This is a genomic window from Megasphaera sp., assembly GCF_047831605.1.
GTDB lineage: Bacteria > Bacillota > Negativicutes > Veillonellales > Megasphaeraceae > Megasphaera > Megasphaera intestinihominis.
Genome location: NZ_CP181255.1, coordinates 224,554 through 237,346, shown reverse-complemented (window position 1 = coordinate 237,346; position 12,793 = coordinate 224,554). Strand labels below are relative to the sequence as shown.

The window sequence follows — 12,793 nt, the reverse complement described above, 5'->3', positions numbered from 1 at the left end:
TATGAAGCCATCCGGAACGTGGAACCGCCAAGGTTCCCGTTCCGTCCGGTGGTCTATATCTGTTCGCCCTACGCGGGAGATACCGCGGCCAATGTACAGAAGGCCAGGGAGTATTGCCGCTATGCAAAGGACCGGGGCTGCATCCCCATGGCGCCCCACTTGTTCCTGCCGCAGTTCATGGACGAAAGTACGGAACGGGAGCTGGCCCTGTTCATGGACATCGCCCTTTTGTCCAAATGTGCGGAACTCTGGGTGTTCGGGGATACGGTATCGGAAGGGATGCAAAAGGAAATCGGCTATGCGAAGCGCAAGGGAAAGAGAATCCGTTATTTTACAGAGAACTGCAAGGAGGAACGTATATGAAATTCACCTTATACACAGCGGACTGCACAGGAAACGAAACGAACTGCCTGTACCCGCACAAGGCAGTTATCAGCGGGCCGGAAGACCTGGCTGCGGCTGTATCGCATGACCATGTAGCGGCCGCCTATAAAAATAATTACCGGTCCAACGACAATTTCATCGCAGCAGACGCCATTGTGTGGGATTGCGATAATGACCAGACAGACAACCCGGATGAATGGGTGACGCCGGAGACACTCGCGGAAGGCGACCTGGCAGATATCGCCTTTGCCGCCTCGCCGAGCCGGCATAACATGCTGCCCAAGGGGAAATACGCGGAAAGGCCGAGGTTCCATCTGATTGCACCCATCACGGAATGCACGGACAGGGAGACGTATGCCGCCCTCAAAAGCGCCGGCATGAAACGGTATGCGTTCTTTGATGGGAAAGCCTTGGACGCAGCGCGGTTCCTGTACGGCGCGGACGTAAAGCCGGCGGATGTATTCTGGCATGAAGGCCAGCGTACCATTGATGAAGCGCTGGCAGACGCCGAACCTGATGACAAAGGCTCGGCGGAACCGCCTTTGTACACGGGCGGTTCCATCCCGGAAGGCAGCCGCAACAACACGATGTCCCATTTCGCAAGCCGGGTGTTGAAGCGTTTCGGCGATACGGACAGGGCGTATGAAGCCTATCTGGAACGGGCCGCCCAATGCAACCCGCCGCTTCCGGATAAGGAACTGGGGACAATCTGGAAAAGCGCGCTGAAGTTTTTCAAAAACAAAATCGAAAGCAGTGAAGGCTATATCTCGCCAGATGAATATGACAACCCGTTTGGCTATATTTTAAAGCCGGACGATTACTCGGATATCGGCGAGGCAAAAGTGCTGGCCAGGGCATGCATGGGAAGGCTCCGTTATACGAGCGCGACGGACTATATCGCATTCATCGGCGACCATTGGTACGAAGACAGGCCGAAAGCCCTCGGCATCATTGAAGATTTCATGGATGACCAGCTGATAGACGCAGAAGACAAGATTCGCATGGCGGAAGAAGCGCTGGTGGCCATAGGCATTCCGGAAGCCGATGTCAGGGCCAGGGGGAAGGCTTTGGCAAACCAAGTGCCAGAGAAAAAACTCGGCCTGCTTCATGCGCTGCTGGGGGCGGACGCCTATAAAAAATTCGTCATGAAATACCGCAATTACCGGTACATCGTCAACACCCAGAATGCAGCCAAACCGATGCTCGCCTTGGATGTCACCGAACTGGACTATGACCCGGAGCTGCTGAATACGCCGGAAGCGACGTATGACCTTACGCAGGGAACAGGTGGCGGGCATCCCCATGACCCGGACGACCTCATTACGAAAATCACGGCCTGCTCGCCGGGCGATAAGGGAGAAGGCCTCTGGCAGGAGAGCCTTGACCTGTTCTTCTGCCATGACCGGGAACTGATTCAGTATGTGCAGGAAATCGTCGGGATGGCGGCTGTCGGGCGGGTCTATGCCGAACAGATGATTATCGCCTATGGCGGCGGGGCGAACGGCAAGTCCACTTTCTGGAACACCATCGCCAGGGTGCTTGGCACTTACTCCGGGAAGATTTCCGCGGATGCCCTGACCATGAGCTGCAAGCGGAATGTGAAGCCGGAAATGGCGGAACTCAAGGGCAAGCGGCTTATCATCGCATCAGAGCTGGAAGAAGGGCAGCGGCTGAACACAGGCATGGTCAAGCAGATTTGTTCGGTTGATCCCATCGAGGCGGAGAAGAAATACAAGGACCCGTTCCATTTCGTCCCATCCCATACCCTGGTTCTGTATACCAATTACCTTCCCAAGGTTTCCGCCAATGATGACGGGACGTGGCGAAGGCTGATTGTCATCCCGTTTAACGCCAAGATTACCGGGAAAAGCGATATCAAGAACTACTCGGATTATCTGTTCAATCATGCGGGGCCTGCCATCATGAAATGGATCATCGAAGGGGCGGAATCGGCAATCCGGAAAGGCTTCAAAATTGATGAGCCCCAAGCCGTGCGGGATGCCGTGGAAAAATACCGTGAGGACAATGACTGGCTGGGACAATTCCTTGAAGACCACTGCGACATTGATCCGTCATTCACAGAGAAGTCCGGGAAACTGTATCAGCAGTACCGGGTCATCTGTATGCAAAGTGGCGAATACATCAGAAGCACATCGGACTTTTATGGCAATTTGGAAAAAGCTGGATTTATCCGCCGGAAGACAAAAAAAGGAATCCTTGTCTATGGCTTGAGGCTGAAAGAAGGACAGGATTTCTTAGACTGAAATGTAAAGGTGCAGGTCGGTGTACCTCTCTATAAAAAGTCCTATAAGGGATAAAAAATATATACCTATATAAGAGGTTTAGGTGAAGACTTTCTAGACCTGCACCCTTTAAATAAAGGGGGGATAGCAATGCGTGAAAAAGAAATCGAACAAAAACTTGTGACGGAAGTCAGACGGTGCGGCGGGATGGCACTGAAATTCGTGTCGCCATCCTATAGCGGCATGCCGGACCGTCTGCTCCTTTTCCCTGATGGAAAAATGGCATTTGTAGAAGTGAAGGCCCGAGGCAGAAAGCCCAGACTGCTTCAGGAGAAACGGCATAAGCTGCTAAGGAAACTCGGGTTCCGTGTGTTTGTCCTGGATGCTGTTGAAGATATTTCCGGGATGCTGGATAACATTATGGAAGGAGGCAGTGCCGGATGAAGTTCGTGCCACATGATTATCAGAAATATGCCATCGACTACATCAAGACCCATCCGGTTACGGCTCTGTTCCTGGACATGGGACTTGGCAAGACAGTGACGACGTTGACGGCCATCCGCGATTTGATGTACGATTCCTTCGAAATCAAACATGTACTGGTCGTAGCGCCATTGCGGGTCGCTCGGGATACTTGGCCGGAAGAAATCCGGAAATGGGATCACCTGAAAATTTTGACTTGTTCTGTCGTGGTCGGCAGCGTGTCAGAACGGAGACGGGCCTTGCAACAGGAGGCGGATATCTATATCGTGAACCGGGAGAACCTAGCCTGGCTGTATCAGAACAGCTGCCTGGATTTCGATATGGTCGTTCTGGACGAGCTGTCGAGCTTCAAGAACCACCAGTCGAAGCGGTTCCGGGCCATGAAGGCCCTGCGTCCCAGGGTGAAACGCATCGTCGGGCTTACAGGTACACCCAGCGGCAATGGTTTGATGGATCTCTGGGCCGAGTTCCGCATCCTGGATATGGGAAAGCGGCTGGGGAGATATATTCGCCAGTACCGGAACCTGTACTTCCAGCCGGATAAGCGCAATGGCATGGTGGTGTATTCCTACAAACCCCTGCTGGGAGCGGAAGAAGCCATCTATCACCAGATTGCCGACATCACCGTGTCCATGAAGGCGACCGATTACTTGAAAATGCCGGAGCTGGTGAGCGTAGCGAAGGAGGTCAGCCTGAGCGAGAAAGAAAAGGAACGGTATAATGAACTGAAGAAATCCCTGGTGCTGGAACTTCCAGGCGGCGAAATCACAGCCGCCAATGCCGCGTCGCTTACCTTGAAGCTTTCGCAGTTGGCGAACGGTGCCATTTATACAGACGACAAGAACGTCGTAAATATCCATGACCGGAAGCTGGATGCCCTGGAAGATCTGGTGGAAAGCGCTAACGGGCAGCCAGTCCTGGTGGTGTACTGGTTCAAGCACGATAAGAAACGCATCCAGAAGCGCATGGAGGCCAGAGAGCTGAAGGAATCGCAGGACTTTGCTGACTGGAATGCCGGCAGGATTCCCGTGGCCCTGATTCATCCGGCCTCTGCCGGACATGGGCTGAACCTGCAGCAGGGCGGCTCTATCCTGATATGGTTCGGCCTGACCTGGAGCCTGGAATTGTATCAGCAAACCAACGCTCGGCTTTGGAGGCAGGGGCAGAAGAGCCGTACGGTCATCATACAGCACATCGTGGCCAAAGGCACGATTGATGAGCGCATTCTGAAAGTATTGGAACATAAAGACGGAACCCAGGCCGCACTGATCGACGCGGTGAAGGCTGACCTGGGGATGATGGAACCGGGAAACGGGGGTATACTATGAAGCGGCAAACAGAAGGAGAAGAAAAACGTATGGAAGTAAAAGCGTACCTGGAACGGGCACGAAATATCAATATCCAGATAGACAGCAAGCTGGAACAAGTATCTGCCTTGCGGCAGCTGGCCATCAAGGCGTCATCGACAATCAGCCCGGTGCCGCCGAGCGGAACGCCAGACCCGCACCGGCTGGAAAAAACTATCACTCGCATGATGGATATGGAAAACGAAGTGGATGAGGACATCGACCATCTGATAGAACTCAAGGCAGACATCATGAAGGCTGTCAGCCGGGTGCCGGATGACCGGGAACGGGTTGTCCTGGAACTCCGCTATCTGGCCTTCAAAGACTGGGCGTCCATTGCCGATGCCATCGGACTCCACGTTCGCCAGGTGTACCGTCTGCATGACGAGGCCTTGAAACACATCGAAATTCCTGCCGGATGTCACTAAATGTCACCTAAACAGCACTTGATGTCACTGGCTTCTGTAAGATATACTATAATCAGCAAGAAAGAATGAAGGACCGAGGCTTGAAGCCATCGGTCCTTTTTTGATGCAAAAAAAAGAGAACCCGTCAGTAACATCCAGCGCAAGCTACTGAAAACAGCAGCGGCATTCTGGCCATAGACGGGCTCTCTTAGCGGTAAAGGTTGTGATGGTATCTCGGGGCCAAAATCTTCTGCAGCAGACCTCGGCTTTTCCGCCGACAACACATCCTTTGCCTGAAGAACGCGGGAGTTGCAGTGGGAGTACTCCTGTCACTGACAAGTCAGACCGTTCTTGTAATCTTAGTATAACAGGTTTCAGTAGGGAAAGGAAGCAGAGTATGCCAAGAAGACCGCAGACACCGTGCAAGTATCCGGGATGTCCGAAGCGGGTGCCATACGGAAGAAAATATTGTGACGAACATGAACAACGGTGCCAGGGGGAACGGGCTGATGCAGAAACACGTGGCTACGGATGGGAGTGGCAGAAGGCCAGGAAGTTTTTCCTGAAACGTCATCCCTGGTGCATTCGCTGCGAAGCAAAAGGCCGTCTCGTCCCGGCAACGGTCGTTGACCATATCAAACCGCATCGCGGTGATGCGAAACTGTTCTGGGACGAAACGAACTGGCAGCCCCTTTGCAAGAGCTGCCATGACCATAAGACGATGACCGAAGACCGGAACATCGAGTACAAGTACTGAATCCGTCCGTAGGGCGGGGGGGATGCAAATCTCTGCAGCCCTTCCGTCCATGACCGCCGCCCCCTCAAACGTGAAAAAACGCGAAATTCCATAGGGGGGATACCGGCAGAACATTTATATATTCGGGGTGTTGGATTTGATGCTCAGACCTTTTTGTGCATAAAGAAAACTTTTTCTAAGCTATATGGAAAGAGTTTTCTTTATATTTTATTGCTCTAGGTCATTATTGTTAATATCTTTATCTTGGTTTACCTTTTGCATCAGCAATAGCATCTTTTAAATATCTATCATCATAATGCTCGAATTTTTTAATCGAAGTTTCTAAATTTAATATGTTATTGTAAGCTTCATCAAATGCAGCAGTATCACGATTTCTAACAGCTTCTGCTAATTTTTTTTGTTCTTCTGCAATTTCTATACTATAATCAAGTTTCGTACCAACATTTGGTAAATCTAACATTTCTTTAGGTGTATTTGCTTTAAGGTTATTTAATTCTTGTATGTTTTTATCCGCAGTCTGAATGGTTTTGTGGATTAAGTCTTGTACCTTTGCATAATCTGGATTTCTGTTACTTTCATATAAATCTTTAACTTCAAACGAATCAACACCTGAATATTTATGATATACTTTGTTGAAACTTTCGAACTCAGCCTCAATTCGTTGTGTCACTTCATCTTTTGGTGGTTGTTTGGGTTCATTTCCACATCCAGTAAACGCAAAACAGCCTACTACTATAAATAAAATTAAAAGTTTCTTAATTGCTCCCATCACATTACCTCCTATAAGATAATTATTATTACTGTAATAAGTATATCATAAAATTTAATCATAAGATATTACAGTGACGATGTTTTCATGAAGAAAGGGGGTGTGTCAAGAGTTTTGTGTAAATCGATTCAATAAGCAACATCGTATTGCTGCATAAGCTGAGACATCCTGTCGTCCATGAGCAGCTGGTTCCGGACCATCGCCCAGTTTGCGACGTGACGACCCTTCCATTTTTTATAGAGCTCTTGGATGCGTAGGTAGAAAATCTTGAAGACTGCATCCTCGTTGGGGAAAGCGCCTTTCTTGGTCACCTTGCGGAAGCTAGAGTTGACGCTCTCGATGGCATTGGTCGTGTACATGATCTTGCGCACGGCACTGCCATAGTTATAGAGCTGCTCGACGTGTGAGAAATTGTTTTCCCATACGCTGACCGCGCCTGGATAAGCCTGCCAGTCGGTCTTGAACTTCTCGAATTCCTGACGGGCCTGCTTGACGTTGATGGCACCATAGATGAGCTTCAGCTGCTTCGTGAATGCACTCCACTGCTTGCGTGGGATGTAGCGGATGGAATTGCGGATGAGGTGTACGATGCAGCGCTGAACCGTGGCATGCGGGAATACAGCCTTGGCGCCTTCCTCCAATCCGCTCACGCCATCCATGGACAGGATGCCAAGATCCTTAACGCCGCGAGCCCGCAGCTCGTCGAAGATCTGCATCCAGGCATGCTTGCTCTCCGTCTCGTTGATCCAGAGGCCAAGGACATCCTTGCAGCCGTTGACGTCATAGGCAAGCATGACATAGACGGCCACCTGCTGGACGCCATACTCCGTGCGCAGCGATACGTAGATGCAGTCGACGAAAGCAAATGGATAGAACGACTGGAGCGGACGATTCCGCCATGCCTCGACCTCTTCCATGACGCAGCCTGTGATGGTGGAGATCTGTTCATGTGACATCTGGAAGCCGTAGATGTCTTCGATGGTTGCAGCGATGTCGCGTTGGCTCATGCCACGGGCATACATCGCCAGTACCTTGCCCTCGATGGACGAAACGTCGCGCTGGTGCTTCTTGATGATCTGCGGTTCAAACGTACTCTGGCGATCCCTAGGGACGCGGATAGGAACCTCGCCCAGAGAGGTCTTGAGCGTCTTGGATGAATAGCCGTTCCGGACATTGTCACCGTCTTCGGAGCGCTCATGCTTCTTATGGCCGAGATGATTTTCCATCTCACCTTTGAGCATGGACTCAAAAATGGGGCCAAAAATCTGCTTCAGGACGTCCTGTACGTCTTCCGCGCTCTTGATGTCGTAGTTGTTGAGGATTTGCTGAGCAATCTGCTCGCCTGGGGTAGTTGGTGGAGTTTTACACTTTGCCATTCTGTTACCGTCCTTATCTTTGTTTACCCCAGTATGGGGCATAAAGTAGATTCATGCAATACCGATTTACACAAACTATTTTACACTCCCAAGAAAGGGATAACAACTTGAAAGATTGGCAACGAGATAAAATTCATGAACTTCGAAAAAAGGGGATAGGCTATAAAGCCATCGCCCGGGAAACGAAGCTGTCACGGGACAGTGTACGGAATTACTGCCGCTGGCATCACCTGAACGGGTACGGCGCTGCCGTTGCTGCGGCTTTCAGAAAGGAAACGGTGTATGAAATCATCTGATATGGAATGGAAAGTCTTGCCTATCGGCCAACTGAAGCCTGCGGCCTATAATCCTAGGAAACAACTGAAACCCGGCGACAAGGAATACGAAAAAATCAAGAAATCCATCCAGGAGTTCGGCTATGTGGAACCTATTATCGTCAACTATGATATGACCGTCATCGGCGGGCATCAGCGCCTGACCGTATTGAAGGAACTGGGCTATGAAGACGTCCAGTGCGTGGTAGTCCATATCGAGGACGAACACAAGGTCAAGGCTCTTAACATCGCGCTCAACAAAATCACCGGCGCTTGGAACGAACAGCTCTTGGCTAACCTCATCGTTGATTTGCGGAGCGTCGATTTCAATGTAGACCTGACGGGCTTTGAGGCGCCGGAAGTGGAACAGCTCTTTTCAAAAGTCCACAACAAGAAGGTAAAAGAAGATGACTTCGATGTGGACAAGGAACTGGAGAAGCCGACCTTTTCCCAGGCTGGTGACATCTGGTTCCTGGGGGAACACCGCGTTATCTGCGGCGATGCTACGCTACCGGAAACTTACACACGGCTGATGGACGGGAAGAAAGCCAATCTGGTACTGACGGATCCACCGTACAACGTAAACGTAGAAGAAACGGCTGGGAAAATCAAGAACGACAATATGCCGGATGATAAATTCTACCAGTTCCTGTTCAGCGCTTTCGTAAACATGGAACAGAACATGGAACCCGACGCCTCTATCTATGTGTTCCATGCCGATACGCAGGGCCTGAATTTCCGCAAGGCTTTCAAGGATGCCGGTTTTTATCTGTCCGGGTGCTGCATCTGGAAGAAGAACGCCTTGGTTCTGGGCCGCAGCCCTTACCAGTGGCAGCACGAGCCGTGCCTGTTCGGATGGAAGCTGAACGGGAAGCACCAGTGGTATTCCGACCGTAAGCAGACGACCATTTGGGAATATGACCGTCCGAAAGCCAGCAAAGAACACCCGACCATGAAGCCGGTGGCTCTGATGGCCTATCCCATCCAGAATTCGTCCATGAGCCATTGCATCGTCCTGGACCCGTTCCTGGGTTCTGGCTCAACGCTCATGGCTTGCCAGCAGACGAACCGTATCTGCTATGGCATTGAACTGGATGAAAAATTCGTCGATGTTATCGTGAAGCGATACATCGAACAGTCTGGAAGCGAAAGTGTGTTTGTACTGCGTGGAAATGAGAAAATTCCCTATAATAAAGTGCAGAAATGACTTGCTATTATTGGCGTTCAGAGTGATATATGTACTAACAAAACAAGGAGGTACATAGACCATGACAATCCAGACGAATCTGAACGACCGCAAGGAACTGGCCAGAAGGCTGATTCCCTTTAACCATAACGAAAAGCTCCGCTATACGGGGACGCCGGCCTTTGCCTACGAAGGGCGGGGGTTCCGCATCCTTCGCAGCGGCGATATCGAATGTGACGATGGAAAGACAGAAGCCGCCATGATTGGTTTCCTTCAGCGGGAAGGCATCCTTCCGCGGCCGGAAGCGGTGCAGAAACCCCGACCACAGCAGGACGAAGGACCTGAACAGGAAATGAATCCGGATATGATGGAAATTAAGGTTCCCCTTGATGGCATGAACGGGGCGCAGCTCCGCAATCTGGTCTTCATGCTCCATGCCCAGCAGTACCTGCTGAACCGCGCCGCAGAAAATGAAAACATCCATGTGCCGGACAGGCTGATTGAAGACCTGAAAGATGAGCCTGTGACAGACAGGACTTCCTTCTTTGCGGTCTACCAGAACTACAGCAAGGAAGGTCGGGGATTCCTGATTACCGCAGACACGGTGACATTCTTTTTTGCCACAACAGACAACGCCGTGAAGAACCGCGCCCTGATTGAACTGGCGGCCTTCATGGTCAGCGCGGCGAAAAAGGCGAAACGGATCAATCCTTCAACCCGGCGACCAGAAAACGAGAAGTATTATCTGCGGATGTGGCTCCTGCGCATCGGCATGGGAACCAAAGCCAGCCACGAATCACGCATGGCCCTGCTGAAAGGGCTGAATGGATGGAGCGCTTTCAGCACAGAAGCGGAAGCTCACGCCCATGCCGAACGGCAGAAGGAACGCCGGAATCAGGACACATAAATTCTCAATTTAATTCATGATTATTCTCAAAATGACTTGCTATTATGTGCCTTTAGAGTGATATATAGTGTACCGAAAGAACACACGCACACATAGAAAGGACAGAGATAATTATGAAAACACTGCACTTTGGAATCGAAATGGAAATGACAGGGATTACAAGAAACCGGGCGGCCAGCCTCATGGCCCGCTTCTTCGGAACAGAAAGCAGGCATGAAGGCGGAGCCTACGATACCTACACCGCAAAGGATGACAGGGGACGGAAATGGAAAGCCATGAACGACTCCAGCCTGATCTCGCAAAAAAAGGTGAACGGCGAAATCATGGACGCTTCCGCCAGCTACCGCACGGAAGTGGTCAGCCCCATCCTTTCCTACGAAGATATTCCGAAGCTGCAGGAACTGGTGCGGACGCTCCGCAAGGCCGGAGCCTTCGCCAACAAGTCCTGCGGCATCCACATCCACGTCGGAGCCGAACGGTTCACGGCAAAGACCCTGCGGAATCTGGTGAACATCATGGCGAGCAAGGAAGACATGATTTACCGCGCTCTCCAGATCAACCCCTCGCGGGAAAGGCGGTACTGCCGGAAGACGAATACCACGTTCCTGAAGGATCTCAACCGGAAAAAGCCGGACACACTGGACGGCATCGCCGATCTCTGGTATCAGGAAGCGCCTTACGGACGGGACCATCATTACAACAGCACCCGCTATCACGGGCTGAACCTGCATGCCACCTTCACCAAAGGAACCGTCGAGTTCCGCCTTTTCAACGGCACCTTACACGCCGGCGAAATCAAGGCCTACATCCAGTTCTGCCTTGCGGTTGCCCATCAGGCTCTTACGCAGAAGAAAGCCTCGGCACGGAAGACCGAAACAGACAATGAAAAATATGCCTTCCGGTGCTGGATGCTCCGGCTGGGACTTATCGGCGACGAATTCAAGACCTGCCGGCTCCACTTCCTCAAACACCTCACGGGCAACTCTGCATGGCGCAACGCCGCTTGAAGGGGATAGCCTCACGGGCAGCTTCGGCTGCCCTTAGGGTGGTAGAAGGGCATTCCCTTCAGAAAGGATGAGAGCGATGAATAAAAAAATCTACATTGCCTACGGCAGCAACATGAGTGAAGCGCAGATGGCACAGCGGTGTCCCGATGCCACCCTTGCGGGGACAGGACAGGTAAATGGGTATGAGCTGCTTTTCAAAGGCTCCCTGACCGGATGCTACGCCACTATCGAGAAAAAGGCGGATGCCTTCGTGCCGGTCGTCCTCTGGCGCATTTCGGCAGCAGATGAACGGCGGCTTGATGCATATGAAGGATTCCCGCGGTTCTACTATAAGAAAACAATCCCTGTCGAAACGGACGGCAACACAATCCGCGGTCTGGTGTATATCATGCATGAGGAGCGGAGATTTGGGGAACCGGGCGATTGGTATTACCAGAACATGGAACGGGATTACCGCAAGTTCGGTTTCGACCTTGCCATCCTGCGGAAAGGGCTGACGGAAAGCCGGGCAAGGACGAAGGGCGCACGGGTACGGCTGATCTTTATGGATGATGTGCAGGCACCGCCTGCAGGTACCGAAGGCACGGTTCAGTACGTCGATGATGCCGGAACCATCCACGTGCAGTGGGACACGGGCGGCAGCCTCGGACTGGTACCCGGCGCCGATGAATGGGAAATTGTCTAATAAAATGCATAAATAACCGAAAAATGACTTGCTATTATGTGCCTTTAGAGTGATATATATACATGACAAAGGGGACAAGCCCCAAAGAAAAAAGCACATGAAAGCGAGGATTTTACGATGACGAGATTCGAAAAAGACTACTACGAAATGCTGAAGGGCGCAGGGCGGTACATCCTGGAAGGCCGGATGGAAGAAATCAGGAAACTGAAGAAAGAACAACGGACCTGCAAGAATCGCTTCCGGTTCCAATGCATCTGTCAGACCCTCAGCCGGCTGGAAAAGGAATACGAAGCCCTTGAAGGACTTTACTGAGGACCCCGGAAAGAGACCGCAAGGCCTCTTTTGGTAGAAAGGCATAAATAATTAAAAAATATGAGGAGGCCGCAGACGCGGCCTTCTCTGTCGTACAGCCCGCAAGGGCTTTTTTTATTGGGAGGTGGGCGCCATTGGCTGTACGAGGAAGGAAACCGAAACCGACGGCACTCAAGGTGCTGGAGGGAAATCCCGGCCACCGGCCGCTCAACAAAAAAGAACCGCTGCCCAAGGGCCGGCTGCCCCGTTGCCCGGACTGGCTGGAAGATGATGCCAAGAAGGAATGGAAACGGCTGGGGAAAGTCCTTGCTGAGATGGGCATGCTGACCAATCTGGATATGATGGCCTTTGCCGGCTACTGCCAGGCATACGCACGTTGGAAAGGGGCGGAAGAATTCATTACCCGGCATGGGGATATGGTGCGGACGCCGAATGGTTACCTGCAGCAGGTGCCGCAGGTGTCTATCGCCCAGACTAACCTCAAAATCATGCTGAAATTCTGCGAGCAGTTCGGCCTGACCCCGTCTGCCCGGAGCCGTATGGTCGGGGAAGAAAACGGGGGAGAAAAAGAAACGGATGAAATGGAACTGCTGTTAAGGGGGTGACGAGTTTGGCAT

The 12,793-nt window shown here is 51.6% G+C and carries 15 protein-coding genes; 13 read left to right on the top strand and 2 right to left on the bottom strand.

Annotated features, from left to right (window positions below):
- Positions 1-18: 18 nt before the first annotated feature.
- From ACFWUB_RS01220 to ACFWUB_RS01195, 6 genes are all read left to right on the top strand, one after another.
- Complete coding sequence (locus ACFWUB_RS01220; protein ID WP_289001906.1) at positions 19-363, top strand: DUF4406 domain-containing protein; 345 nt, start codon at positions 19-21, stop codon at positions 361-363.
- The gene (locus tag ACFWUB_RS01215; RefSeq protein ID WP_416184069.1) at positions 360-2,648 is read left to right on the top strand and encodes a phage/plasmid primase, P4 family; all 2,289 of its coding nucleotides are present in this window, start codon (positions 360-362) and stop codon (positions 2,646-2,648) included. Before ACFWUB_RS01220 ends, ACFWUB_RS01215 begins: the two co-directional genes overlap by 4 nt.
- A 129-nt stretch (positions 2,649-2,777) precedes the next feature.
- Positions 2,778-3,071, top strand: coding sequence for a VRR-NUC domain-containing protein (locus ACFWUB_RS01210; RefSeq protein ID WP_292107817.1), 294 nt, complete (start codon positions 2,778-2,780; stop codon positions 3,069-3,071).
- Positions 3,068-4,438 carry an SNF2-related protein gene (locus ACFWUB_RS01205; RefSeq protein ID WP_416184068.1) on the top strand — a complete coding sequence of 457 codons (1,371 nt, stop codon included), beginning with the start codon at positions 3,068-3,070 and terminating at the stop codon, positions 4,436-4,438. The genes ACFWUB_RS01210 and ACFWUB_RS01205 overlap by 4 nt, the downstream gene beginning before the upstream one ends.
- Before the next feature lie 29 nt (positions 4,439-4,467).
- Complete coding sequence (locus ACFWUB_RS01200; protein ID WP_416184067.1) at positions 4,468-4,884, top strand: hypothetical protein; 417 nt, start codon at positions 4,468-4,470, stop codon at positions 4,882-4,884.
- 376 nt (positions 4,885-5,260) lie between these two features.
- Positions 5,261-5,620 carry an HNH endonuclease gene (locus tag ACFWUB_RS01195; RefSeq protein WP_416184066.1) on the top strand — a complete coding sequence of 120 codons (360 nt, stop codon included), beginning with the start codon at positions 5,261-5,263 and terminating at the stop codon, positions 5,618-5,620.
- Between the two features lie 238 nt (positions 5,621-5,858).
- Here the strand turns inward: ACFWUB_RS01195 and ACFWUB_RS01190 are convergent, their stop codons facing one another.
- Both ACFWUB_RS01190 and ACFWUB_RS01185 read right to left on the bottom strand, forming a co-directional pair.
- A complete protein-coding gene (locus ACFWUB_RS01190; protein ID WP_416184065.1) occupies positions 5,859-6,389 on the bottom strand; it encodes a hypothetical protein in 531 nt (176 codons plus the stop codon).
- A 128-nt stretch (positions 6,390-6,517) separates the two neighbouring features.
- Positions 6,518-7,765 carry an IS256 family transposase gene (locus ACFWUB_RS01185; protein WP_020311933.1) on the bottom strand — a complete coding sequence of 416 codons (1,248 nt, stop codon included), beginning with the start codon at positions 7,763-7,765 and terminating at the stop codon, positions 6,518-6,520.
- A gap of 107 nt (positions 7,766-7,872) precedes the next feature.
- Here ACFWUB_RS01185 and ACFWUB_RS01180 point away from each other — a divergent pair, with 107 nt between their 5' ends.
- From ACFWUB_RS01180 to ACFWUB_RS01150, 7 genes are all read left to right on the top strand, one after another.
- The gene (locus ACFWUB_RS01180) at positions 7,873-8,061 is read left to right on the top strand and encodes a hypothetical protein (protein WP_416184064.1); all 189 of its coding nucleotides are present in this window, start codon (positions 7,873-7,875) and stop codon (positions 8,059-8,061) included.
- Positions 8,048-9,286, top strand: a complete 1,239-nt coding sequence (locus tag ACFWUB_RS01175; protein WP_416184063.1) for a site-specific DNA-methyltransferase — start codon at positions 8,048-8,050, stop codon at positions 9,284-9,286. Before ACFWUB_RS01180 ends, ACFWUB_RS01175 begins: the two co-directional genes overlap by 14 nt.
- A 61-nt stretch (positions 9,287-9,347) precedes the next feature.
- Positions 9,348-10,172: a hypothetical protein gene (locus ACFWUB_RS01170; RefSeq protein ID WP_416184062.1), complete on the top strand. Its 825-nt coding sequence runs from the start codon at positions 9,348-9,350 to the stop codon at positions 10,170-10,172.
- A 113-nt stretch (positions 10,173-10,285) separates the two neighbouring features.
- Complete coding sequence (locus ACFWUB_RS01165) at positions 10,286-11,179, top strand: amidoligase family protein (RefSeq protein ID WP_416184061.1); 894 nt, start codon at positions 10,286-10,288, stop codon at positions 11,177-11,179.
- A 76-nt stretch (positions 11,180-11,255) separates the two neighbouring features.
- Positions 11,256-11,864 (top strand): DUF4314 domain-containing protein, encoded by a 609-nt coding sequence (locus ACFWUB_RS01160; RefSeq protein WP_416184060.1) that lies wholly within the window; start codon positions 11,256-11,258, stop codon positions 11,862-11,864.
- A 117-nt stretch (positions 11,865-11,981) separates the two neighbouring features.
- Positions 11,982-12,176 (top strand): hypothetical protein, encoded by a 195-nt coding sequence (locus ACFWUB_RS01155; protein WP_416184059.1) that lies wholly within the window; start codon positions 11,982-11,984, stop codon positions 12,174-12,176.
- 134 nt (positions 12,177-12,310) lie between these two features.
- On the top strand, positions 12,311-12,781 hold the full coding sequence (locus tag ACFWUB_RS01150) for a phage terminase small subunit P27 family (protein WP_416184058.1): 471 nt from the start codon (positions 12,311-12,313) through the stop codon (positions 12,779-12,781).
- The last annotated feature ends 12 nt before the right edge of the window (positions 12,782-12,793 follow it).

Coding starts and splice junctions, on each gene's coding strand:
- ACFWUB_RS01165 (WP_416184061.1), top strand. CDS start 10,286: ATGAAAACACTGCACTTTGGAATCGAAATGGAAATGACAGGGATTACA.
- ACFWUB_RS01190 (WP_416184065.1), bottom strand. CDS start 6,389: ATGGGAGCAATTAAGAAACTTTTAATTTTATTTATAGTAGTAGGCTGT.
- ACFWUB_RS01160 (WP_416184060.1), top strand. CDS start 11,256: ATGAATAAAAAAATCTACATTGCCTACGGCAGCAACATGAGTGAAGCG.
- ACFWUB_RS01205 (WP_416184068.1), top strand. CDS start 3,068: ATGAAGTTCGTGCCACATGATTATCAGAAATATGCCATCGACTACATC.
- ACFWUB_RS01195 (WP_416184066.1), top strand. CDS start 5,261: ATGCCAAGAAGACCGCAGACACCGTGCAAGTATCCGGGATGTCCGAAG.
- ACFWUB_RS01185 (WP_020311933.1), bottom strand. CDS start 7,765: ATGGCAAAGTGTAAAACTCCACCAACTACCCCAGGCGAGCAGATTGCT.
- ACFWUB_RS01200 (WP_416184067.1), top strand. CDS start 4,468: ATGGAAGTAAAAGCGTACCTGGAACGGGCACGAAATATCAATATCCAG.
- ACFWUB_RS01170 (WP_416184062.1), top strand. CDS start 9,348: ATGACAATCCAGACGAATCTGAACGACCGCAAGGAACTGGCCAGAAGG.
- ACFWUB_RS01155 (WP_416184059.1), top strand. CDS start 11,982: ATGACGAGATTCGAAAAAGACTACTACGAAATGCTGAAGGGCGCAGGG.
- ACFWUB_RS01210 (WP_292107817.1), top strand. CDS start 2,778: ATGCGTGAAAAAGAAATCGAACAAAAACTTGTGACGGAAGTCAGACGG.
- ACFWUB_RS01215 (WP_416184069.1), top strand. CDS start 360: ATGAAATTCACCTTATACACAGCGGACTGCACAGGAAACGAAACGAAC.
- ACFWUB_RS01175 (WP_416184063.1), top strand. CDS start 8,048: ATGAAATCATCTGATATGGAATGGAAAGTCTTGCCTATCGGCCAACTG.